Source organism: Anaeromassilibacillus sp. An250 (genome assembly GCF_002159845.1).
Taxonomy (GTDB): Bacteria; Bacillota; Clostridia; order Oscillospirales; family Acutalibacteraceae; genus Anaeromassilibacillus; species Anaeromassilibacillus stercoravium.
The window spans coordinates 208011-230385 of the sequence record NZ_NFJK01000003.1; the positions used below are offsets into that span (position 1 = coordinate 208011).

Sequence of the window (22375 nt, forward strand, 5' to 3'; positions counted from 1 at the left end):
AGGCGAGAGGGGCACGGATATGGGAGATTATAAAATAAGAACCGCTGCCGTGTTTATATCTTCATCTGATACGGAACGGTTCTGTCCCAAAAAGAAACCGGCGGACAGGCAAGGCAATCCATCTTCCCTCATAAACATTTATGAGGGGAGGTCAGATAATGAAGGATAGAGCGATTTTTTTGGAATGTACGGAGAAGATGGAAGACGACAAAAAAACCACACCAGAATTCGATCTGCTGTATCGGAAGGCGGTTTTGCTTTCCCTGAGAGAACGGAACTTTTTGAATGACATGCAAGTGCAACTTTGCCTAGAGAAGCTCGCACATTCCATTGGATCAGATGAAAACACCCTGTTCCTGGTTGGTCCGGAAGCAGAATGGAAATATGTGGATTCCTATGTGGAGCATCGGACGGTGGCAGAAAAGAACGCCAAGAAGGAAAACCAACGATGAAGGTCGCTGTATATTGCCGTGTTTCAACAGACAAGGACGATCAGATAAACTCCTTTGAGAGCCAGCAGAAATTTTTCCGCGAATATATCGACCGGCAACCGAATTGGGAACTGTATGAAGTTTACGCAGACGAGGGGATCACAGGGACGAGTACGAAAAAGCGGACCGCCTTTAACCGGATGATCCACGACGCCCTTTTGGGCCGTTTTGACTTGGTGATTACCAAGGAGATTTCCCGCTTTGCCCGCAATACACTGGACAGCATCTACTATACCCGGCAGTTGAAGCAGCGGGGGGTGGGGGTTTTCTTTTTAAACGACCAGATCAACACCTTGAAAGAGGAATCGGAATTGCTCCTGGCAATTAAATCCACAATGGCACAAGAGGAGAGCCGTTCCACCAGTTCCCGCGTCAAATGGGGACAGACCCGGCGCATGGAACAGGGCGTGGTGTTTGGCCGCTCGCTGTTGGGATATGATGTGAGGGATGGAAAAATGACCGTCAATCCCCAAGGCGCGGAAATCGTCCGGCTGATTTTCCATAAATACGTCCATGAAGGAAAGGGAACCACCGTCATCGCCCGTGAATTGCGAGAATCGGGTTACAAAACCCTCACGGGCAGTCCCAACTGGCGGAACACCGTCATTCTAAAAATTTTACGAAATGAGAAATACTGCGGAGACCTGAAGCAGAAAAAAACCTTTACTCCAGACTATTTAACCCATCAAAAAAAGTACAACCACGGCGAAGAAACATTTGTATTGATCCAGGATCACCATGAGCCGATCATTGGCCGGGAACTGTGGGAAGAGGCCCAGCGGGAGATTGCCCGCCGAAATCTGAATGGAAACACCGGCACCGGCCATGGGAACCGCTATCCGCTATCCGGTAAGATTCAGTGTAGCGTATGCGGAAAAAGCTTTGTTTCGCGCACTCGGAAGCGGAAAGACGGGAGCAGATATAAGGCGTGGCGGTGCGGCACCACTGTTGCGGAGGGAAAGCGGCATCTGGATCCGGTGGGGCATTTGGCAGGGTGCGATGTAGGGTATCAAATTCGGGATGAAGTGGGGATGGAGATGGTGCGCCGATCGGTGAACATGTTGCAGATCGACAACGATATGGTAATCGATGACATCACCCGAATTGTGTTGGAGGCGATCCAGGATTCTCAAAGCAGCGATCACAGAGCCATCGAGAAATTAGAAAAAGAGCGAACACAACTGAAAGAAAAAAAGAAAGGGGTGCTGGACGCTTTCTTTACAAAGAGCATCTCCGAAGATGATATGAAATTGATGAACGCCGAATACGATCGCCGTATGGTGGAGCTGACCGAAAGAATTGTGGATTCCAAAGAAAAAGAGGGCAGTGGCATTGATAGAACCGTATTGGAACGCGACATCCGCCACAGAATAGGGGAGATTGTAAGCGGGAAAACTGCTTCGGACAGTTTCTATGGCTATCTGCTTGACCATCTTATCGCCTACCCGGGCCGGCGCGTGGAGGTGCATTTGAAAGGATTGCCCACAACATGGACGTATGTATTGGAGAACCCTAAAGGCATCGGATGTTGTACAGAAAATGATTCCTAAATGCTCTGTAAAGAAAGACGGCATCTTTTAATAGAATCAGAAGAAAACGTGTCGCGGGAAAGCCTTACGGGCCTCCTTTGTGCAATTGTGAATAGTTTTATGAAAGCGGAACGTAGATGAAGGGGATAGAAAAGCAATTTGAGACTTATTGGAGAGGACAAAAGATCCCTTATTATCACAAGAAAATGGCGCCGGAAAATTCCAGCGCCATTTTTACCTGTATTTGAAAAACGCTATCCGGCGTTTCATCCACGGTTTAGATTGGAAATCGTCCTGCGGCCAATGCTGTGATAAATCACCGGTTCCTGCTCCATGCGTGCAAGCGCATAGCAGTTGCGCCCGTCGATAATAATCGCTTGGCGCATTTCCTTCGAAAAGAGCGAGACATCCAAATTTTTAATCTCCGGCCATTCGGTGAAAATAAAGCATACATCTGCGCCGTCCAGGGTACTTTCAATGGAGTCACAGTATGTGATGTCGCCCAATGCGCGCTTCTTGAAGTTCTCCATGCCGACGGGGTCCCACGCTTTGACATGCGCCCCGTCGTCCAGCATGATGGGGATATTGACCAGGGAGGGCGCTTCCCGCAGATCGTCGGTGCCAGGCTTGAACGTGAGGCCCAAAACAGCGATCGTCAGCCCTTCCAAACTGTCGAAGTACTTGCGGGCGATCTTGATCGGCTTGAGTTTCTGGTTTTCGTTGACCTCGATGGCTGCCTTGATGGTCTTGATCTCATAATCGTGGAAATTGGCGAGCCAGTGCAGCGCTTTGGTGTCCTTTGGAAAACAACTGCCGCCGTACCCGATGCCCGCCTGCAAAAATTTGTTCCCGATGCGGGAATCGTAACCCATCCCGCGCGTGACGTCGTCGATGTCCGCGCCCACCAGCTCGCAGAGCAGGGCGATTTCATTGACATAGGAGATTTTCAAGGCCAGAAAATCGTTGGAGGCGTATTTAATCATCTCCGCGCTTTTTCGGTTTGTTACGAGAATCGGGGCATCAAATTCTTGATACATGGCTTTCAAAAGCTCGCCGGTTTCCGGTTCCTCCACGCCGATGACAATACGGGAGGCGTGCAAGGTGTCCCGTACTGCGGTCCCCTGGGCCAAAAATTCCGGGTTAGAGGCCACATGGATGTGTATGGATGAGTCGCTTTTGGCATTTAACAGCGCTTCCACCTTGTCGTTTGTTCCGATGGGGACAGTCGATTTTACTACGACAACGCAGTCCCGCGTGACGCTGTGGGCGATCTGTTCCGCAACTGCGTAGACATAAGAGAGATTGGCGCTGCCGTCCTTTTTTTCTGGGGTTCCCACGCCGATGATAATGACGTCCTTATCCGCGTAGGCAGCCTTATAGTCCGTTGTATACGTAAGCCGGTCGCGGTTCTTGTTCATTAGCTCCGAGAGCCCTTCCTCATAGATGGGGGAAACGCCCTGCTGCATCAATGCGACCTTCGCTTCGTCCACATCGACGCATGTGACCAAGTGGCCGTGTTCCGCCAGACAAACACCGGTCACTAAGCCGACGTAGCCGGTTCCGGCAACTGCTATTTTCATGGTATCCCGCCTTTCAGATTTCCTGTTCCTTCATTACGGCGTTCCACTGCCGTATGGCCTCCCCGTTGTGGTACGTTTTGAGGGAGAGTCCTTCCCGCTTTTCCTGAAGCGCTTCACGATGGAAGCAAATCTCCTGCAAACTATGGACGATCGCCGCTGTGGTGTTCTCGCAGACCCATCCCGCCCGATCGTCTAGGATCATCTCCTGCACGGAGGCCGTCCTTGTGGCGAGGATGGGCACGCCCAAGCATTTTGCCTCGGTAAAGACGAGGGGCGCGGCTTCATGGTAGGAGGGGAGTAAAAAGAGATCCGCCTGCTTCATAAACCGGTAGGGATTTTGCTGCATGCCGTAAAACGTGACCCGGCCGGCAAGTCCAAGCTGTGCCGCCCGCTTTTGAAGGGCTTGCCGCCCAGCGCCATCGCCAACAATGTGATATTGGATGGGAATGCCTGCATCCACACAGGCACGGACAGCATCCAGCGCCCGTTCAATCCCTTTTTCCTTGCTCAGCCGCGCCACAGTGATGACATGGATTTGATCGCGCGGGTAGGCGATGGGGTTCTGGGAGGCCAAAGCCCGGATCTCGTGAAAGCGATGAAAATTTGATACAACAGAAACCCGGTCCCGCAAGTCTGGAAAGGCCTTGACAAATTGTTCCCGGCACCCCTTGGAACAGGCGATGATTTGATCGAATTGTCCATAGAGTTTCCCCGTGGCCGCGGTGCAGCTTCCGTTGTGCAGGACATCGGCATGCACCATCGCAATCTTTTTGGCTGCCCGGATGCGGTACAATACGATTTCATTTGTCCCTCCGTAGAACACCCGCGGCGGTTCGCTGTGCATGCAGGAGATGGCGACGTCATAGGGCCCCAGCCGTTTTTGGGCATGGGATAAAATTCGCAGAAGAAGCGAATTGCCAGTGATCCTGCATAGAGCGGCAAAAAGGGAACGGATGCAAAAGAGCAGGCGGTTTTCCCGCCACAGCTCTTTTTGACTCATACCAAGTATACGCAATATTGGGGAGCAGTGCAAGACTTGAATTCCCTTTGGGAGCTGCGCTTTGTATTCGCCGGTATCGCTCATGAGCAGCAGTGTGACCGCATATTGGCCTTTGATGTGGGAGAGCAGGCTCAAAAGGCTTTTTTGAATGCCGCCGCTATGTAGGTTATTGTTGACGAAGATCAGCCGTTTTTTCACATGGGACCCCCTCAGAGTACTTTCCAAGATATTCCTGTATGCCGCCCTTCATGGCATGATATGCCTTCCAAAAAGGAAGGCCATCGGTCCGGAAGGAGGGATGCCGGATCAAAAAGACCAGGCAGAACGGTTTTGCCAACCGCGGGAAAAGATGGGCGAACAAGGCGCCTTTGTCGTGAAAGAATTTTTGTGTATATCCGTGAAACCAGGTGGAATCCTGGTGGGAAACTTCGCCTAAAAAGATGGGGCATGCATAAATTTTGAGGCCATGCCGGAGACAGTCGTGCAAAAAGATGCAGTCCTCCCCGGAGCCATAACGGGCGCCACCGCCAAACAGAAGAGAGAAAGCGATGTTGGCGCGGCGGACGCGCTCGGTACGGACCGCGATCCGATAGGTCCCATAGCGGAGCGAGTTGTACCAGCGGACCCGTTTCCATTTCGGGATGATATACTCCTCGCGCGTCTTATTTTTGCAGTGAAAATTAAAAAGGAGGACGTCCGCCTCCGGGTGTTTGGAGAATTCCGTGAGAATTTTTTCCGCATAGTGGTCATCATAGCGGACATCGTCATCCGCAAACAGGCAAATATCCGCATCGGCGCGCATCCAGATGTGGTTCCGGTTTAAGCCCACCCCTCGTTCCCGGTAGGAATAAATCTGGACGTCATACCCGTGGAAAGAGAATGTTTCCACCTCGTATCGGCCGCATTGATTTCCGATGATGGCGTCGCTGCGGATTTGCATTTGGTCCAGCAGGCGATGGCCGCTTTGTCCCTGTGTGGCGATGAGAACTTGTAACCGCATGGAAACCTCCTTTATTCTTGCAACAGCCGCCGAAGCTTATGAATGGTGAGCATCAGCGGGCGAAGATACGTTTTCAACCGGTTTGGAAAGGAATCCATTCCCCAGACGCGCAGCTTTTCCAGGAGATAGCCCGAGAGCTGTAGATTTGCCCGGTATTTGTCGAGCAACCCCAGGCCGCGCCGGGTCAACCCAGTTGGCGTTTGGACATAAAAATAGACGGCGTCCATGCTCAACAATACACTCTGCGCCCGGGTATAGACTTCCAGGGAGAAGGCGGCGTCCTCCGCTGTCTTCATGCCGGTGGGGAAGGTCAAGCCGGCGAGCAGTTCACGCGGATACAGGGTGGCCCAGACCGCGTTAAAGCGGATGGACGAGAGAAAGTACGGATAAATTTGCTCTGTAAACGCAGCCTTTGGCAGGAAAACTTCCTCCGTGAACGAGTCGATCGGTTCCTGGATGCGCCCGTCCGGATAGACCAGCTGGTAAGAAAAGCGGACAAGGTCCGCGCCGCTCTCCCGCTGCTTTTGGACAACGCGTTCCACACAATCGCACCCGAGAAAATCGTCTGCATCCACGAAGAGGAGAAAGTCGCCGGCCGCCCGTTGCAGGCCCATGTTCCGGGCAGCAGCTACGCCGCTGTGCGTTTGGCAAAGAAGGTGAATCCGTCCGCGGTACGGTTCCAATACCGATCTGGTCCTGTCGGAGGAACCGTCGTCAATCACAAGAATTTCCAAACAGGGATAGGTTTGCGTCAATAAGCTGTCTAGGCACCGGGCGATGGTGGTTTCCCCGTTGTAGACCGGGACGATGATGGATACCTTTTTCAATCCCCTTCCTCCTTTCGAAGAGGTTCTCGACTTGGCAGGAAAGGCTGGGACAACAATGTACCGCCTTTCTGGAGATCAGCCATTTCCGGCGGGGCAAAGCTCATGGCGCACATCATAAAGACATTCAAATACTGCTTATGCGTGTAAAGACTCAGGGACAGAGAAAAGCCCCATACGGCGACCAATCCGCAGGAAAATAGTGGATTCCTGCGAAGATTGCGAAAGAAACACGCCCCCATCAAAGCGGCGTACAAGAACAGGCCGATCAACCCTTGATCGAACAAGGTTTGAATCCATTGGTTGTGCGCATAGGTATTTTGGAATCCGGCGGCCGTCATGTGCGGGATGGTTGAGCAGATGCCGAAACCATGTATCAGGGAAGAGGCGTCGGAACACACCTGGGTGAGCAGATAGGACCAGATGGGGAACCGTCCGCTGCCTTGATCCTCCCAGATTTGCGCGGGACTATAGCGCTGCCGTACAGCCTCGGGGAGAAGGGGCAACACGATAAAAAGAATGACCAGCGCGACCAGAAGCAATAGCAACAGTGCGGAGAGTCTTGCCTTTGGACTGCGTATAGCGAGAAAAATAAACGCCAACACTCCGGCCAAGATCGCGGCGAGCCCACCGCGGGAGCCGGTGCGGAGAATGGCATAGAACACCAGAATCAAATAGGGAACGGTTAAAAACCGGAATTTGGTTTTCCGGGTCAACGGTTCCAGAGCGAACAGCACGGGAAAGATAAAGTACATACAGAAAAAATTGGGGTCCTCTTCGGAGCCGAGCACCACGATGACGGTCCGGCCGCCGTCGATGGTTTTCTCGCTGAACAGGCAAAGGAGCATACAAATCAGCCCCACCAACAGCCAGATCCGGGAGAAGAGACGGCGCTCCGCCTGGTTGTAGACGCGGCACGTCGCCAGCAGGGTGACAAGCAGCGCAAGCGCGACGTCTTTGACGACGGTTGTACTTTCCGGACCGCGGTAGAAGAGAAGGGTTCCCGCCATAAACAGGAGCTGCAATGTGTAGAACAGGTGCACACTGTTCAGGCATATTTTGCGGCTTTGGGGCAGAAGCCGGTACAGCGCCAGAAAACCGGCGATGGGAAATGTAACGGCCTTCAAAGCGGACATGCCGGGAAGCAGCGTGATAAAGGTGAGTGGAAGGCAGAGATAATAAAGGCCGACCAGCCAAGCGTCTGCATGAATGGTCTCAGCCTCCTTTTGAACGTCTTTTCCCGTTTGGTAGAGAGGTTCCATTTGCATGTTCAGGCCATTCCTCCTTTTTCGCCGGTTGCTCGGGATTTGTTGGATTTGTAGCGGTTCCTTGAATCGTAGAAGACCTGCCGCAGGGCGCGAAAGGAATCGGTCCGGCAGAATAGGAGAAAATTGCTTCCCAGGGAAAAGCCAGCGGCAAGGAATCCCTTGAGCACAAAGTCAGCGATTGCAACGCCGGTGGCGATCCAGCTACAAAGCCCATAGGCACAGCCGGTCAATGCCAGGGTGAGCGCCAGATAGAGTCCCAATTGCAGAAAGAGTTTTCTGCATGGCCTGTGAAGGAAACGGCGATAGAACAAAAGAATTTTTAGGACAAACTGGATGGCATATGTACAGGTTGTCCCGATCAAAATGCCCAACATACCGATTTCCTTTCCCAGAACGAAGGAGACCACCAAATTGACAGTGGAACCGGCGATCGAGATGTATTTGTCCCGTTTGAACAGACCGGAGGCGCTGAGCATGTTCCAGACAGGGATGCGCATGGTCGCCAAGAAGAAGTTGAGTACACAGACGCATACCACAGGGAAATCCAGCACCATCTCATTGCCGAATACAAGCGTGATGAATGGGTCCAGAAGGCAAAGGAGGCAGGTGCAGCAAAACGACGCAATCCCATACATCAGAAACAGCAACCGCCGCAGCACAGCATCCACATGTGCTTTTGACCCGGTGGCCAGTAAATTCCCGATGCTGCCGCTCATCGCCGCAGAGAGCTGGTTGACCACATTGGTCAGCGTGTTGAGGACAATGGTGTAGTTGGAATAAAGGCCCACCTGGATGGTGCCTACCAGTGCGGAGATCAGGAGGTTATCCGTTGAGCTGGTGATGGTCCACGAGAGCTTCCCAATAAACAGGTCGCGCACATTGCGGAAAATCTTTTTCCGGCGTTCTCTAGGAAGCTGGGCGCGGGAGCGGAGAAGTTCGGGATACAGCCGGTCCACCCGCCGCGAAAGGGCGAGGTTATTCAAAATACCGGTGATCAAAAGGAAGAACAGGTAACAAAGCAGTTCACGGGTCAGAAGCAGCACAGCAATGCCGCCAATCACGGAAACGATCCGAAAGACCAGATCTACAATGGTAATGACATATTGCTTTTGATCGGCGGAAAGAAGGGACCGCTTGTACGAGAAGAGATAGGACGACACGGTCTGCGCCAAAAAGAGCAGAAACACCGCCGTCACATAGGAGTGGCTGTAGTGCACGCCGTTCACCAGATACGGAAGAAAAGGAACCAGTAACAAGCCCGCACCCGTCATTGCCAAGGCGATCCTCCGGTAGACGTTCCGATAAAACTGCATCAAGCGGCAGATTTTTTCCCAATCCCCGTTGGCCAGCGGTGCGTACATGTGGTAGATGATCACAGAACCGACGCCCATCTCTGTAAGAGAGAGCAGGGAAAGGACGTTGGTCAACAGGCCGTTGAGCCCAACGCCGCTGACGCCGATGGTCTGAAGCATCACCCTGCGGGACAAAAGCCCCAACACGCAGAGGACGGCCTGCTGCAAAATTCCCCAGAGCGCGTTCCGAATGGTCGCTTGTGTCCGCATGCTGTCCCTCCGTGTTCAGTCGTTTCGGTGTTTCCAGGTGAAATACCACATCCGCAAATAGAGCCTTCCATACTGCTTTTTACACATATACCGGTAAACAGCGGAGGTTTCGCCGAAATCCCGGGTGGGAAGATCGTCCAGAAAGGCCTGCACGATTTCTTTCATCCGGGCGTACCGCTGCCGGTGCGAGCGCTTTCCATGGGGGTTAAAGAGAAACCAAATGCTCTGGAAGGTTTTATAGTAGTAATCTTGTAAGAGTTTTTCGCGTACACGCTGGTTTTCTGGGTTCCAACCGAGTACCAACTCGATGATCCGGCGGGAAGAGCGCTGGATGATTGGAAAGTAATCATACGTCACCTTTTGAAAAAGCCGCGCGTGGTCGTTGGCAAAATAGCGGTATAAAATATCGGGGATGAAATAGACGTCCTTCATGACGGCGGCATATTCCGCAAGGAAGACTTCATCCTGATTGCGGCGAAGGTCGGGAAACCGCACGCCGTGCTTCCGTACCGTTTCCGCGCGGAACAGTTTAAAGCATGCGGATTGAAAGATCCCCTGTTCCCCGAACATGAACATGTGCGGGTAAAAATCGTTGCGCACCTGTTCTCCGGTTCGGTAGAGATGGTCCGCCTTTGGGATCACGCGTTGGTTTTTGTTGTGGTCGTCCACGGCGAATCCGCCGGACACCAGATCGGCGCCGGTTTCCTCCGCTGCTTTTACAAGCAGGGAAATCGCGTTTGGAACAAGATAATCGTCTATATCGAAAAAGTGGAAATAATCACCCCGGGCCAGATCCATTCCCAAATTGCGGGCGGGGCCTGCTCCCCGGTTGGCGGTGTGGTAAACGCGGATGCGGTTGTCCCGGCCTGCTTCACGTTCACAGGCCGCGCCGCTGCCGTCGGTCGAACCATCGTCGATCAAAATCAGCTCGATGTTTGGATAGGTCTGCTCCTTTAGGCATTGGACACCGGAAGCGACAAACGCCTCCATGTTGTAGATAGGGACAATGATGCTCACCTGTTTCGTTGAAACCGCCTCCATAAAAACCGGTCCTTCAAAAGGTCCTTCCGATGCATAGTGCCGCCGTATACCCGAAGGACCCAGGGGTGCCGGTAGGCAAAGTTTAGAAGGGCAAACCGCCTTTTCCGCGCGCAGTTTAAGAGGAATTGCCGTTCGAGCCAGTAGTCGTCCAAGTTCAGATGTGCAAGGCTATAGGCGAAGAGTGGCTTTTTTAAAAGTGCTTGAAAGGCTGCCCGGCGTTGGCGCAGGGACAGGGGGTTGTCCGGATGGAAGACATGGAGCCGCATGGCGTCCAACAGAATCCCGATCACGCGGTAGCGGTAAAAGGCATCCAAGACATCCGCCCTTCCCGGGAAGAGGGCATCGATATGCGCAAGATTGCGCTGCATCAGGAGTTCCATTCCGGGAAGGAAATCGGGGTGGTACCGGTTGCAGATGGAGCGCGGATGCGTCCGGTAGTAATACATCACTGTGGGAATATATGCGGCGGACCGGCAGGCGTGGTAAACCAGGGTGTTGAATAGGACGTCCTGGGATTTCTGCTGGCGCTCCGGAAACCACAACTGCTGTTCCAACAAAAAATCCCGCCGGTAGGCCTTTGCCCAAACAGAGGTATGGCGCACCTGCTGGAGGCGTGTGTCTGGCAACTGGCAAGGGACGCCGGACACGCAGGAGATGCAATAGGTTTCCAATACCTTTGGGGAAAGGTCCACGATGCGATTTTCCCCGCGGGGAACGGGTTGGGGCTTCCCGTGTTCGTACCCAGCGTAGCGGAAGAAGATAACGTCATAAAGGTGCTCTGGCAAAGACCGTGCGACCTCCGAAAACCAATCCGGCAGTTCGTCGTCTCCATCGACAAAGAACACCCACCGGCCCGCAGCTTCCCGGAGAATGGTATTGCGCACTTCGCAAATGCCCCGGTTTTCCGGAAAATGGATGGCGCGGACAAATGGGCTTTGCCCCGCGTATGCATCGCAGACCTCTCCGGACCCGTCACTGGAACCGTCGTCCACCAGGAGGATTTCGATTTCCTCCGACGCCTGCTTGCACACGCTGCCGAGGCAGGCGCACAGATATTCCCGGACGTTGTAGACGGCAACGCCTATGCTGACCAGCGGCCCCATGGATTTCCCTCCTTTGGCCGGACTTAAAAACCAATACCCTGCAATTGTTGGAAAGATCTCTACAGAAGCGCACGGATGGCAGAAACGGTGCGGGAACAGTGGTCGGTGCGGCGGGGTGGAAAGAACCCTTTGGCGCGCGCTCGATAGAGGGCGGGAACCCGCATGTTGTCCGCCAAGCGCTCCTTGATAAATTGCAGGACTTCATCGGGATGGCGGCAGACCGGGCCGAAACCGTCCTCCTCGAGATCGAAATAACCGCGCTGGTAATGGGTGGCGAAAAAATACGCCTCATCGAAGGCGTAATAGGCGAGCGGCTTTCCCAGGTAGGCAAAGTCGAAGAAGATGCTGGAATAATCCGTGATAAGGAGTTTGGATTCCAGCAGGAGCTGTTGGACATTCTGTGTGTTTGTAGCTTGGATTTTTATGCGGGGATGGACGCTGGAAAAGCAAGCGGCAAAGCGCTGCATTTCCGGATGAAGCTGGACGAGCAGCGTATAGTGATACTGCTCCAGCAATTCAGCCATCTGTGGATGCCGCAGGAGGGAATCGAAAAAATGGAAGTACGCGCTGGCTTGAAAGGCCTCCCGGCTGCAATCCCGCAGGGCAGCGCGCCAGGTGGGGAGGATGAGAATCTGCCGCTTCTCCGTGTGTTCCTGAAATAGATGGTCGTAGCGGCACAGGCCGATCGGCTGCACAACGCCCTGGGGATGCCCGTAGTGGTCTAAAATCGCTTGATATTCCCGCCCCGCGCTGCAAACAAACAGGTCCACGCGGATACGGGGATAGTACAGCGTTGGAATGTGGTTGAAAAGGATTCCGTGTTGAAGGAACACTTTGCGGCCGGGCACCAGCCTGTGGGAATCCAGCATTGTAAACAGATACATATGGGGAGAATAGCCCATGATGTGGGTACTGATTTTTACCTTTGCGCAGGCAAATGCCAGATAATGCGAAAAGCTGCCCGGCTCGATTGCCTTTCCCAACCGAATAATGTTTCCATAGTCCGGGCATTCACGGCCGATCAGATAGGCGGCATGAATGTCCGGATGCTTCTGCCGGACAAATTGAAAGAGAAAGAACGCGTTGTCCTGGGCGTCATATCCGCGCTCTGCGAAGAGCCAGAGATCCCTGTATGCGGGTGTATGACGGGCAAATATTCCAATGAGCAGCGCTAAGGCGTATCGGAGAAGCATCCCGGCATAGCGGATGTAGCGGCAGAATCGTTTCATAGGGTCCCTCATTTCGCGATGGGAGGGTTGGGGAGTTTCGGCGAAGAATGCGCCGGTTTCTCCAATGCCCTTTGGAGCGGCTTCCCTTCAAAAAGGACTTTGACCGTCAAAACCATCAATTTGATGTCCTGCCACAGGGAAAAATGCTTGATATACCAAAGATCGTAAGCTGTTTTTTCGGAAATCTCGGTGTAGTAGTGGCCGTACACCTGTGCTGTACCGGTGAGCCCAGCCCGCACGAGAAAGCGCTGTTCATACTGATCGACCTCCGCCTTGTATTTTTCCACAAACATGGGGCGTTCGGGCCGCGGGCCAACCAGGGACATGTCCCCTTTTAAAACATTGAGCAGTTGTGGGAGCTCGTCCAAATGTGTGTTTCGCAGAACTCTTCCAACCCTGGTAATGCGGGGGTCGTCCTCGCTTGCGAGGACGCCGCCTGTAAAGGCTTCCGCATGATGGACCATTGTGCGGAATTTGTAGATATGGAATACCTTCTCATTCCGTGTGACCCGTTCCTGGCTATAAAAAGCCGGTCCCGGAGAATCGAGACGGACAATGATACTGCACAGGAATAGAAGTGGAGCGCAAAGAATCAGCCCCACGGTTGAACATAGGATATCCGCCAGGCGCTTCAGAACAGCGGATACAAGGGATGGACAAAAAGAACCGGATTGGATCGGTTTCGGATGTCCGGCAGTCCTATGCAAGGTGCTGTGTTTGCAGGATGTATGTTGTATCTGTGGCTGTAAAATGCCAGCCTTCTTTGCAGAGAGATGCACCTAACCACCTTCCAATCCGAATTTTGTAAAATTGCGATAAAATTTTTAATAGGGAGGAAGACAACCTCCCTTTCTAAATTTTACCAATGTAGCAACAAGAAGGGAGAAAAAAGTCGGAATCTTTCACATAACCTTTTGGATAAGTTATTTTATCGATGGAAGAAGAGATATCCGCAATATTTTTGGATGCGCAAAGCGCCATTGTGACCCTTCTGTACCTATATCGGTCAATATGGCTTTCAGCTCCGGATAGGGCATGCTGTATCTCTGGCTCAAATAGCGCAGAGAGGCGCCCAGCTCGCCATGCGGCCCACCGCATCGCGGTTGGAGATGGTTTTTACTCTGTTCGATAGTGGACCGTCAAGTGGTTTTGTTCTGCATCGTATACAATGCGGTCGAATATGGCGTGTAGCACACGGTTTTTGGCTTCGTTCGGGAGTTGGCCATCCCGCAGCAATGCACCCATGTTCACGGCGGATGGGGCTTCCTGTAAGGGATGGCAGCGATGCACTTCCGCAGAAAGGGCGGTGAGGTGCGCCTGTAACCGCGCCTTTTCGCGTTGGTATTCCTCTAGGGACTCGGCTCCAGCTTCATAGGCGTCCCGGAGACGCTCCAACTTTTTCCGTTCCTGTTCAAGTTGCAATTGAAATGGATTTGAAGAATCCGCGCGGGGGCAGGGGTTCCTTTCGAAAGCATGTGGGGGGATGTCGGCTTCCAGGATGCATAAGATCCATTCTTCCATTTTCCGCATGGAAATGTAGTGGGAGACAGAACAATGCCTGTGGGCATAGGCGCTGCATTGCAGGGCGTCGCGGGAGGTTTTGACCAACGGTGCGCCGCAGGTGGAGCAAAATACAAGGCCACGCAGGGGATAAGCTGTTTGAGGAGCACGCTCGTTCCGCCTGCATCCTTTTTGGTTCAATTGCCGCTGGGATTCCTCCCATAGAGAGGGATCCACTAGGGCTTGGTGCATCCCATCCGAGAGGACTGGCCCGGCGGGGGGCGATTGCTTCGTCCCCGGATGGAGGTTCCAGCGGATTTTCCCCAGATAGACGGGGTTGTGCAAGAGATAGGCGACTGCGCGCGTTTCCCAGCGTTGCCCGCGTGCGGTGGGAATCCCCATGGCGTTGAGCCGGCGGGCGATTTCGTTGCACGGAACCCCCTGCGCGCATAGGCGGAACATCCACTGAACAATGGGGGCGGTAGTGGGATCGGGTATGTATTGTTTTTCCTGCATCCGATAGCCGAAGGGGGGCGGAGTCACGGGTTCCCCGCGGCTCACCTTTTCCAGCATGCCGCGCTTGACCTCTTCCGCCAGATTGATGCTGTAATATTCGTCCATCGCTTCGATCACCGCTTCCAGCAGCAGGGAGAGCTTGTCGTCGCCCAGCTGTTCGGTCACGGAAACGACGTCGATGCCCAACTGCTTGCGCAGCATGGTTTTGTAGACAATGCTGTCCCGGCGGCTGCGCGCAAAACGGCTGAATTTCCAAAGGATGATGCAATCGAAGGGCTTGGGTTTCTGCTTGGCAATTCCGATCATCCGCATAAAAGCGGGGCGCTTTTTGGCTTCCTTTCCGCTGATACCCTCCTCTTCCCGGAAAATATACGCTTCCGGCAAGAGAAAATCGTGCTTTTGGGCATAATCCCGGATAACTTTGAGTTGGCTGTCCGGGCTGTATTCCAGTTGGCCGTCCGTGGATACGCGGATGTAAGCTGCTGCGGTTCTCATGGCGATTCCTCCTACCACATGTGTAGAGAGCGGACAGGCTCATTATGCGGAATAGGACGAACCACCGCGTGAATATAAAAAACAGGGGGATTGCTCATGAATGTTCGCGATGAATTTACCGTGGATGTTTATTTTGGAGAAGAGCGGCGCAACTCTTACCGGTTCCGCAGGGAGAAAGCGCCGAAGGGGAGGGAACAGTTTGTAGAGACCGGGCGGAAAGCCTGGATGGAGATGGAGCGTCAGCCGGCTGAGAACGAGATCCTGTTCCGGGCGCTGGAAAGGGTTCTATCCGGCCTATCCATCAAAGAAGGGGAAGCGCCGCAGGATTGAATGCGGCAGCTCCCCCTTTTTGTTTATCCGTTCTGTAGGAGTTCTACATACTGTTGCAAGTCGTCCACCGAGCGGATCTCTTCGGAACGCAGGCTGATGGCATCCTGCATATCGGGCGGCAACGACAGAAAATATTGTAAAACGTCCGGCGCCTCCTCGAAGAGATCGTCTAAGCTGTTTGCCATATTTCGCCTCCTTTGTCATTCCTCTTCTTGGCAGTGCATGGCGAATTCATGCAGGTCGTCAAAACTCAAGATATGATCCGCCTTGTACCCCAAAGCCTGCTTCACATCGTAGGGCAGAAGCGAGTAATACTGATTGGCTTCGTAGTCCTTGGAAAGAAGCTGATACAAATCGGTATATTCCTCCAACGAACCAGCGCCTCCTTTCCGCGTTTGCGCGCTCAACATCGGCTGCATTGCGCGAACTGCTCTTCCACCTGTTTCCAATTGATCAGGGAAAACCAACGGTCCACGTATTCCGGACGGCGGTTCTGATATTGCAAATAATAGGCGTGCTCCCAGACGTCGACGGGCAGAAGGGGGCACATGTGCAGGGTCAGCGGCGTATCCTGGTTGGCGGTTTTCAGGACGTGCAGCCGCCCTTGCCCATCCATTGCAAGCCATGCCCAACCGGACCCAAACTGGGTGACAGCGGCGTTTTTCATCTTTTCTTTCCAGGCGTCATAGGAGCCAAAATAGCAGTCGATCGCTTCTGCCAATTTCCCGGAAGGGTGGGTGTTTTTTTCCGGCCCCATACTGCGGAAATACAGTTGATGATTGTACACGCCGCCTGCGTTGTTTCGCACCGCAACCCGGATTGCTTCCGGCAGGGCGTCGCCCTGCTTTAGTAGCTTTTCGAGGCTCCAGCTGTGGTAGGCCGGGTAGTCGGCCAGCGCCTTGTTCAGGTTATCGACATAAGCTTGCAGGTGCTTATCATGGTGGAAATGCAGGGTTTCCGCGTCGATTTCCGGCTCCAACGCGCGGTAGTCGTATGGCAAAGGCTCTGTTGAAAAGGGATACTGTTGACTCATAGAGCGGTCATCCTCTCGTTATAGCTATTTTTGCAATCATATGTTGCAAAAGACCGTCTCATGCGAAATCGCCTTTTCGAGCTCAGTCGTCGCCGCGCGTATACTTGTCCACTGCATCGCAGAGGCTTTCAAACGAATTTACGCCTCCTGCGCGGTCTCGCAGGCACTCCTGCACATACTCCGGCAGGGTGTCGAAATACTGGCGGGCTTCCCCGTCGCTTTCCAGTAAGCTATATAGATCCGGGTATTTGTTTTGCATTTCATTCACCTCCGGGGATAGTTTTCCCCAAAAGCGGCAATCATGCATCGCAAAAAGCGATTTGGTCCACCGTATTGTGTGATGATGATTTTTGCAAGTGCAGGATTGGGATTTTTGATTTTAACGGGATATTGCAGTCGCTTCTCATAGACCCACATTATTCATCATCCTCCATTCCTGTTTCCCATGGCCAGGGTCCGGTGATCCAAGCCCAGCGGCTGGTATTGGAGCTGGTTTCGTGCAGAGGACCATAGGTAGCTTCGTATTGTTTTGTGAGTTCATCCGCTTTTTTGCGGGCCTCCTCCAATTTCCGGGCGGCGTCGCAGTTGTTTGGATGGGAGTCCAGGAACAGGTGCAGTTCCCACGTGGAGAATCGCAGCGAAGAAATTTTGCGCATCAACATTTCTTGTTCGTTCATCTGGGTTCCCCCCTCCTTCCATAGAACGGCTTATTCAGTTCGGGAAAAATGGTGCCGTTGTCAAAACCCTGTTCGGGGGTATAGATGTTGCTGAACTGTTGATATGGGACGTAAGCCATGGCTGGCACGGTTACCGCAGGCAGTGGCGTTGGCTGTGCGAGATCACACATCTGTTCATTCATATCATTCGCCATAGTAACTCTCCTTTCGCATCAAGATATCGCATCCCGCGTAAGAAGGCGTGGGAGTGTGGAGCTTATCCATGTGCATACTATGCAGGGAGACGGGAGCGGGTGCTCTTCCACTGGACACTTTTCACTTGTATATTTTTGAAAACTGTTATAGAATAAGAAGGACTTGCCCTAGGGGGCATAAACGGCGCCCGGTTGTAGGCGTTTCAAAATGGAGGACGATCCCATGGGGGACAAAATTGTAAGAGTCTTGAAAAAAAATCTGGTGGCGATCATCACCATCGTGATTTCGATGGGGGTTCTGCTCTATTTCCTATTTACAACGGACGGTATTACCGCACTGGGACATCTTGTTTCCAGCATGCGCTGGGAATGGCTCCTGATTACGCTGGGAGCGATGGTTGGCGGCTGGCTGTTGGAAACCTATGTGTTGGGGGTCTTTTGTAAACATTTATACCCTAAGTGGAAATTTTCACAGTCGTTCCACATTGCGATGATCGGCCTGCTCTATAGTGCCTTGACGCCTTTTGCTACAGGCGGGCAGCCGATGCAGATGTACTCCATGAGTAAGATGGGGATGGATACAGGAAAAGCCGGCTCCATTGTCGCAATGAAAACGTTGGTATATCAAGCGCTTATGGTGGTCTATGCCATGGTGATGGTGATTTTCCGTCTGGGATATTTTCAAAGGAAAATCAGCAATTTTTCTTTTGTCACGGTGATCGGCCTGGTGACAAACGGCGTCTTTATTCTTGGCGTCACGCTGTTTATGTTGAGCGAAAAATCGACCGACCGCTTCCTGCGGTTTTTATTGCGGAATCTGTACCGGTTCCGTTTGTGCCGCCATCCCGTCGCCGTATATAAGAAGATCCACGGGCAGATGAAGATGTTCCATGACAGTGCAAAAATCATGGGGACATCTGTCAAAGTCTATGTGAAAACGATCTTTTTTACAATCGTCCAAATCACATTGGCGGGTTTGATCCCTTATTTTATCTATCGATGCTTTAATTTGCCTCTGAACCCAGATGCAACGGTATTCACAATGTTAGCAGCGCAGACCTTTGTAACCATGGTGTCTGCTTTTGTCCCATTGCCGGGTTCCTCTGGCGGAGCGGAAGGAAGCTTTTACCTGTTTTTCGGGTCCTTTTTCGGTGCAACGATCATTCCAGCCATCCTTCTGTGGCGCTTAGTGACCTATTATGCAAATATTCTGTTCGGCTGCCTAACAAATGTGGTAGGACGGGCATTGGGTATTGAGGGCAAAAAAACGTAAAATTCACAATTTGTTTCCAGGCGAAGGCTTGCAGGAACTTGTACGGGTGATTATACTGAAAAGAGGAAGCAATTGGACGATGGTAAAGGGAGTGTTTGAATGAATGTTCTAAAAAGGTTTGCCAAGCGCTGCGTGGCGCTGGCCTTATGTGCATGTTGCTTGGGCGGGGCTGTCGTAGCAAACGTGCCAGTGACGGCACAGGCGGCGGTGTCCGTTTCCGCGTCCACCCCTGTGATCCGTTTGGATACAGCCAGCTGCGAACTGAATACAACCGCACAGAAGTATTATCTGGCGGTGACGGTCACGCCGGACCGTGGCACGCCTCCGGACGCGGTATCCTCCAATCCGGACGTCGCGGTTGGAAAGTATGTGAAGAAAGCCGGCGGCCGGTATCTGTATGAAATCAGCGGTTTGAAGGATGGTTTGGCGACCATCTATCTGCGCTATGCCAATGTGGAAAATATGATGTCCGTGAAAGTAGGGGATGAGACCGGCACCATCGACGTGCGGATCCCAGAGGGTTCTACCCTGCGGGAAACCGCACAGGCGTTGGAACGCGCGGGCGTGTGTAGCATGAAGGACGTCTTTGATGCGGCAAACAGCAATGCGTTTGACAGCTATTCGTTTATTGCATCCATCCCGAACGCGGACAGCCGGTATTATAAGTTGGAAGGATATCTCTATCCGGATACATACAACTTCTGGAAGGGACAGAATGTCCAGAGTGTCCTGAAGACGATGTTGAACAATTATCAGACAAAGACGGCCAATATCAATTGGCAGAATACGGCCGGCCTCACAAAGGAGCAGGTGATGACCCTGGCTTCTATTGTGCAGCGCGAAAGCACCGCAACGGACCGCGCCAACGTTGCCTCTGTGTTTGTCAACCGTTTGAAATCCGGCAATACGGTCAATGTCTATCGCTTGCAGGCGGATTCTACAATGTATTATCCATACCGGGCGCAGGGCAATGTACCCAGTCAGTTGCCGGGGTTCCAGAGCACCTATAATACCTATAACATCACGGGCTTGCCGGCTGGACCAATTTGCAGCCCAAGCGTTGAATCCATCCAGGCAGCTTTGAACCCAGCTAGCACCAATTATTATTACTTCTGCCATTCTGCGGCGGGAAATTCCTATTTTGCAGAAACACTGGAGCAGCACAATGCCAATCTGGTGGCGGCAGGGCTCCGCAGCGCTACATAAATCGAAGAAATCCAATGTTTATCAACTGCCCTGAAGATTGCGTTTCTTCAGGGCAGTTTTCGCTGGGGGAATACTGGCACAAATCAAAAAGTACTGTTGGAACGGAAGCCAAAAGCTCCCGCAAATTTTGCCAGTAGCAGTTGACATTTGGCGAAGGTTAGGCTATAATGAAAAAGCTATAGCGAAGGCGCTGTGGGGATCGCCCTGCGGCGCTTTTTGTTGTTATACAGAGGGCGCGCCTGTGATTCCTTGCATGTCCATTTGCAGGCGCTGGTAGAATCGCTTGAAATAAAATAGGGAGTGACTTTTGATGAGCATTCGGAAGATCCCGGAAATTTTTGGCAGCATGGTGTTCAATGAGAGCGTTATGAAGGAGAGGCTGCCGAAGGATACGTATAAGGCCCTGAAACGGACCCGGGAACAGGGGGAACCCCTTGACCCGCAGGTAGCAAACATTGTCGCCAACGCGATGAAAGAATGGGCTGTTGAAAAGGGCGTGACCCATTTTACGCACTGGTTCCAGCCGATGACCGGAATCACTGCGGAAAAGCACGACAGTTTCATCTATCCGGTGGAAAACGGCAAAGTCATCATGGAATTTTCGGGCAAAGAGCTCATCAAGGGAGAGCCGGATGCTTCCAGTTTTCCCTCCGGCGGCCTGCGTGCAACCTTTGAGGCACGCGGCTATACGGCGTGGGACCCAACCTCTGATGCATTTATCAAGGACGGCACGCTCTGCATCCCGACCGCTTTCTGCTCGTATGGGGGCGAGGCGCTGGATAAAAAGACACCACTTTTGCGCTCCATGGATGCACTGAATAAGCAGGTGATGCGCATTCTACATCTGTTTGGGACACCGGCCAATCGCGTCAATACCACGGTCGGGCCGGAACAGGAGTATTTCCTGATCGATGAGGCGATGTATAAAAAGCGCAAGGACCTGGTTTATACCGGGCGTACCCTGTTTGGCGCAAAGCCGCCGAAGGGCCAGGAACTGGAGGATCACTACTTCGGTGTGATCAAGCCCCGCGTGTCCGCCTATATGAAGGATCTGGATGAAGAATTGTGGAAGCTGGGCATTTTGGCGAAGACTAAACATAATGAGGCGGCGCCGGCCCAGCACGAATTGGCGCCGATCTTTACCACGGGAAACGTCGCCACGGACGGCAACCAGCTGACCATGGAAATTATGAAGAAGGTCGCCTCCAAGCACGGGCTGTACTGCCTGCTGCACGAAAAGCCGTTTGCAGGCGTCAATGGAAGCGGCAAACACAACAACTGGAGCATCTGCACGGATACGGGCATCAACTTATTGGAGCCGGGAGAATCCCCGGAAGAAAACGCCCAGTTCTTGTTGTTCCTGACGGCGATCTTGGAAGCGGTTGACAAACACCAGGACCTGCTGCGTTTGTCCGTTGCGAGCGCGGGCAATGACCACCGCCTTGGCTCCAGCGAAGCGCCTCCGGCGATTATCTCTGTATTCCTAGGGGATGAACTGACTGGGATTTTGGAGTCCATTGAAAACAAGAGCGAATACGACCAAAAAGATGCGGCGGAAATGAACATTGGCGTCGACGTACTGCCGAAGTTTCCGAAGGATGCGACGGACCGCAACCGGACGTCCCCGTTCGCTTTTACGGGCAATAAATTTGAATTCCGTATGTTGGGCTCCACGGTTTCGATTGCGTGCCCCAATATGATTTTAAACACGATTGTGGCGGACACCTTGTGCCGTTATGCCGACCGGTTGGAAAAGGCGGAGGATTTTAACAAGGAACTAAATCACATTATCCGCCATTCCTACCGTGATCACAAGCGCATCGTGTTTAATGGGAACAACTATGCGCCGGAGTGGGTGGAAGAGGCCAAACGGCGCGGCCTCTTGAATTTGGAATCCACGGCGGATGCGCTGCCCTATTATAAGCGCCCGGAAAATATTGAACTGTTTGAGAAGTATGGGGTGCTCTCTGGGGCGGAGATTGTTTCGCGCTGTGAGATCCAATTGGAGAACTACTGCAAACAGATCCATATCGAGGCGCTCACCATGGTGGATATGATTAAAAAGGATATTCTCCCGGCCGCCTGCGCGTATATGAAAGATATCAGCAAAGAAGCGATCAATAAGAAGCAGCTTTGTGCGGACATTTCCTGTGAGTTGGAGGAAACCCTGCTCAAGAAACTCTCCCAATTGACCGCAGACCTCTATAAAGAGATGGAGGCGCTGGAAGCAGCGGTTGCCGGGGCAGAGGATATGCAGGATGTCGAACAGTGCGCAAAATATTACCGTAACCCGGTGCTGATGCAGATGGAAAAGACGCGTGCCATTGCGGATGAGATCGAATGCAACGTTGGAGAGAAATATTGGCCGTATCCCACCTATGGAGATCTGTTGTTCAGCGTCCGGTAAGCCAGAAAAATTAAAAATCGAACTGCGTTCGCATACGAATCTGTAAAATGGTTTTCATAAGTTGCAAACAAAAATCCCCGCTGTCAAAAAGACAGCGGGGATTTTTTATGCTAGGAG

Annotated in this window: 24 protein-coding genes and 1 pseudogene; 6 read left to right on the plus strand and 19 right to left on the minus strand. The window is 52.6% G+C overall.

Translation table 11 applies throughout. The features are described 5' to 3' along the window. The first annotated feature begins 158 nt into the window (after positions 1 to 158). Together B5F54_RS04035 and B5F54_RS17505 are read left to right on the plus strand one after the other, a co-directional pair. Positions 159 to 452, plus strand: coding sequence for a hypothetical protein (locus tag B5F54_RS04035; RefSeq protein WP_087230846.1), 294 nt, complete (start codon positions 159 to 161; stop codon positions 450 to 452). Beyond that, on the plus strand, positions 449 to 2041 hold the full coding sequence (locus B5F54_RS17505; RefSeq protein WP_242969623.1) for a recombinase family protein: 1593 nt from the start codon (positions 449 to 451) through the stop codon (positions 2039 to 2041). Before B5F54_RS04035 ends, B5F54_RS17505 begins: the two co-directional genes overlap by 4 nt. A gap of 245 nt (positions 2042 to 2286) precedes the next feature. Here the strand turns inward: B5F54_RS17505 and B5F54_RS04045 are convergent, their stop codons facing one another. From B5F54_RS04045 to B5F54_RS04100, 12 genes and pseudogenes are all read right to left on the minus strand, one after another. Further along, entirely contained in the window at positions 2287 to 3600 is a 1314-nt protein-coding gene (locus tag B5F54_RS04045) for a UDP-glucose dehydrogenase family protein (protein ID WP_087230849.1), read from the minus strand. 13 nt (positions 3601 to 3613) lie between these two features. Next, the gene (locus B5F54_RS04050; RefSeq protein WP_087230852.1) at positions 3614 to 4798 is read right to left on the minus strand and encodes a glycosyltransferase; all 1185 of its coding nucleotides are present in this window, start codon (positions 4796 to 4798) and stop codon (positions 3614 to 3616) included. Continuing rightward, positions 4767 to 5600, minus strand: a complete 834-nt coding sequence (locus tag B5F54_RS04055; RefSeq protein ID WP_087230856.1) for a glycosyltransferase family A protein — start codon at positions 5598 to 5600, stop codon at positions 4767 to 4769. The genes B5F54_RS04050 and B5F54_RS04055 overlap by 32 nt, the downstream gene beginning before the upstream one ends. 11 nt (positions 5601 to 5611) lie before the next feature. Next, a complete protein-coding gene (locus B5F54_RS04060) occupies positions 5612 to 6427 on the minus strand; it encodes a glycosyltransferase family 2 protein (protein ID WP_172749553.1) in 816 nt (271 codons plus the stop codon). Continuing rightward, complete coding sequence (locus tag B5F54_RS04065; RefSeq protein WP_087230862.1) at positions 6424 to 7692, minus strand: O-antigen ligase family protein; 1269 nt, start codon at positions 7690 to 7692, stop codon at positions 6424 to 6426. Before B5F54_RS04065 ends, B5F54_RS04060 begins: the two co-directional genes overlap by 4 nt. Before the next feature lie 2 nt (positions 7693 to 7694). Then, positions 7695 to 9254: a lipopolysaccharide biosynthesis protein gene (locus B5F54_RS04070; protein ID WP_087230865.1), complete on the minus strand. Its 1560-nt coding sequence runs from the start codon at positions 9252 to 9254 to the stop codon at positions 7695 to 7697. 15 nt (positions 9255 to 9269) lie between these two features. After that, positions 9270 to 10295, minus strand: coding sequence for a glycosyltransferase family 2 protein (locus tag B5F54_RS04075; RefSeq protein WP_087230868.1), 1026 nt, complete (start codon positions 10293 to 10295; stop codon positions 9270 to 9272). Continuing rightward, positions 10268 to 11398: a glycosyltransferase family 2 protein gene (locus B5F54_RS04080; RefSeq protein ID WP_087230870.1), complete on the minus strand. Its 1131-nt coding sequence runs from the start codon at positions 11396 to 11398 to the stop codon at positions 10268 to 10270. The genes B5F54_RS04075 and B5F54_RS04080 overlap by 28 nt, the downstream gene beginning before the upstream one ends. A gap of 59 nt (positions 11399 to 11457) precedes the next feature. After that, positions 11458 to 12627 (minus strand): CDP-glycerol glycerophosphotransferase family protein, encoded by a 1170-nt coding sequence (locus B5F54_RS04085; protein WP_172749555.1) that lies wholly within the window; start codon positions 12625 to 12627, stop codon positions 11458 to 11460. A gap of 8 nt (positions 12628 to 12635) precedes the next feature. Continuing rightward, positions 12636 to 13406, minus strand: coding sequence for a sugar transferase (locus tag B5F54_RS04090; protein ID WP_087230875.1), 771 nt, complete (start codon positions 13404 to 13406; stop codon positions 12636 to 12638). A 210-nt stretch (positions 13407 to 13616) separates the two neighbouring features. Further along, positions 13617 to 13757 (minus strand): annotated as a pseudogene (locus B5F54_RS04095) (manganese catalase family protein); the annotation flags it as partial. Continuing rightward, positions 13744 to 15138, minus strand: coding sequence for a recombinase family protein (locus B5F54_RS04100; protein ID WP_087230878.1), 1395 nt, complete (start codon positions 15136 to 15138; stop codon positions 13744 to 13746). The pseudogene B5F54_RS04095 and the gene B5F54_RS04100, both read right to left, overlap by 14 nt. 96 nt (positions 15139 to 15234) lie before the next feature. Here B5F54_RS04100 and B5F54_RS04105 point away from each other — a divergent pair, with 96 nt between their 5' ends. Continuing rightward, on the plus strand, positions 15235 to 15468 hold the full coding sequence (locus B5F54_RS04105) for a hypothetical protein (RefSeq protein WP_087230880.1): 234 nt from the start codon (positions 15235 to 15237) through the stop codon (positions 15466 to 15468). Positions 15469 to 15491: 23 nt separating this feature from the next. On the opposite strand, the gene B5F54_RS17510 is transcribed toward B5F54_RS04105, so the two are convergent. The 7 genes from B5F54_RS17510 to B5F54_RS04125 form a co-directional block, all read right to left on the minus strand. Then, a complete protein-coding gene (locus B5F54_RS17510) occupies positions 15492 to 15653 on the minus strand; it encodes a hypothetical protein (protein WP_172749557.1) in 162 nt (53 codons plus the stop codon). Positions 15654 to 15668: 15 nt separating this feature from the next. Further along, positions 15669 to 15839 carry a hypothetical protein gene (locus B5F54_RS17515; RefSeq protein WP_172749558.1) on the minus strand — a complete coding sequence of 57 codons (171 nt, stop codon included), beginning with the start codon at positions 15837 to 15839 and terminating at the stop codon, positions 15669 to 15671. Positions 15840 to 15871: 32 nt separating this feature from the next. After that, a complete protein-coding gene (locus B5F54_RS04110; RefSeq protein ID WP_087230882.1) occupies positions 15872 to 16501 on the minus strand; it encodes a superoxide dismutase in 630 nt (209 codons plus the stop codon). Positions 16502 to 16583: 82 nt separating this feature from the next. Further along, positions 16584 to 16760: a hypothetical protein gene (locus tag B5F54_RS17520; RefSeq protein ID WP_172749560.1), complete on the minus strand. Its 177-nt coding sequence runs from the start codon at positions 16758 to 16760 to the stop codon at positions 16584 to 16586. Positions 16761 to 16765: 5 nt separating this feature from the next. Next, positions 16766 to 16918, minus strand: coding sequence for a manganese catalase family protein (locus B5F54_RS18375; RefSeq protein WP_087230885.1), 153 nt, complete (start codon positions 16916 to 16918; stop codon positions 16766 to 16768). Further along, positions 16918 to 17178: a spore coat protein CotJB gene (locus B5F54_RS04120; RefSeq protein ID WP_087230888.1), complete on the minus strand. Its 261-nt coding sequence runs from the start codon at positions 17176 to 17178 to the stop codon at positions 16918 to 16920. The genes B5F54_RS18375 and B5F54_RS04120 overlap by 1 nt, the downstream gene beginning before the upstream one ends. After that, the gene (locus tag B5F54_RS04125; protein WP_237966420.1) at positions 17175 to 17372 is read right to left on the minus strand and encodes a spore coat associated protein CotJA; all 198 of its coding nucleotides are present in this window, start codon (positions 17370 to 17372) and stop codon (positions 17175 to 17177) included. Before B5F54_RS04125 ends, B5F54_RS04120 begins: the two co-directional genes overlap by 4 nt. A gap of 223 nt (positions 17373 to 17595) precedes the next feature. Here B5F54_RS04125 and B5F54_RS04130 point away from each other — a divergent pair, with 223 nt between their 5' ends. The 3 genes from B5F54_RS04130 (at position 17596) to B5F54_RS04140 (ending at position 22258) form a co-directional block, all read left to right on the plus strand. Next, on the plus strand, positions 17596 to 18645 hold the full coding sequence (locus B5F54_RS04130; RefSeq protein ID WP_172749561.1) for a lysylphosphatidylglycerol synthase transmembrane domain-containing protein: 1050 nt from the start codon (positions 17596 to 17598) through the stop codon (positions 18643 to 18645). 99 nt (positions 18646 to 18744) lie between these two features. Beyond that, entirely contained in the window at positions 18745 to 19851 is a 1107-nt protein-coding gene (mltG, locus tag B5F54_RS04135) for an endolytic transglycosylase MltG (RefSeq protein WP_087230894.1), read from the plus strand. A gap of 316 nt (positions 19852 to 20167) precedes the next feature. After that, positions 20168 to 22258: a glutamine synthetase III family protein gene (locus tag B5F54_RS04140; RefSeq protein ID WP_087231028.1), complete on the plus strand. Its 2091-nt coding sequence runs from the start codon at positions 20168 to 20170 to the stop codon at positions 22256 to 22258. Positions 22259 to 22375: the final 117 nt, after the last annotated feature.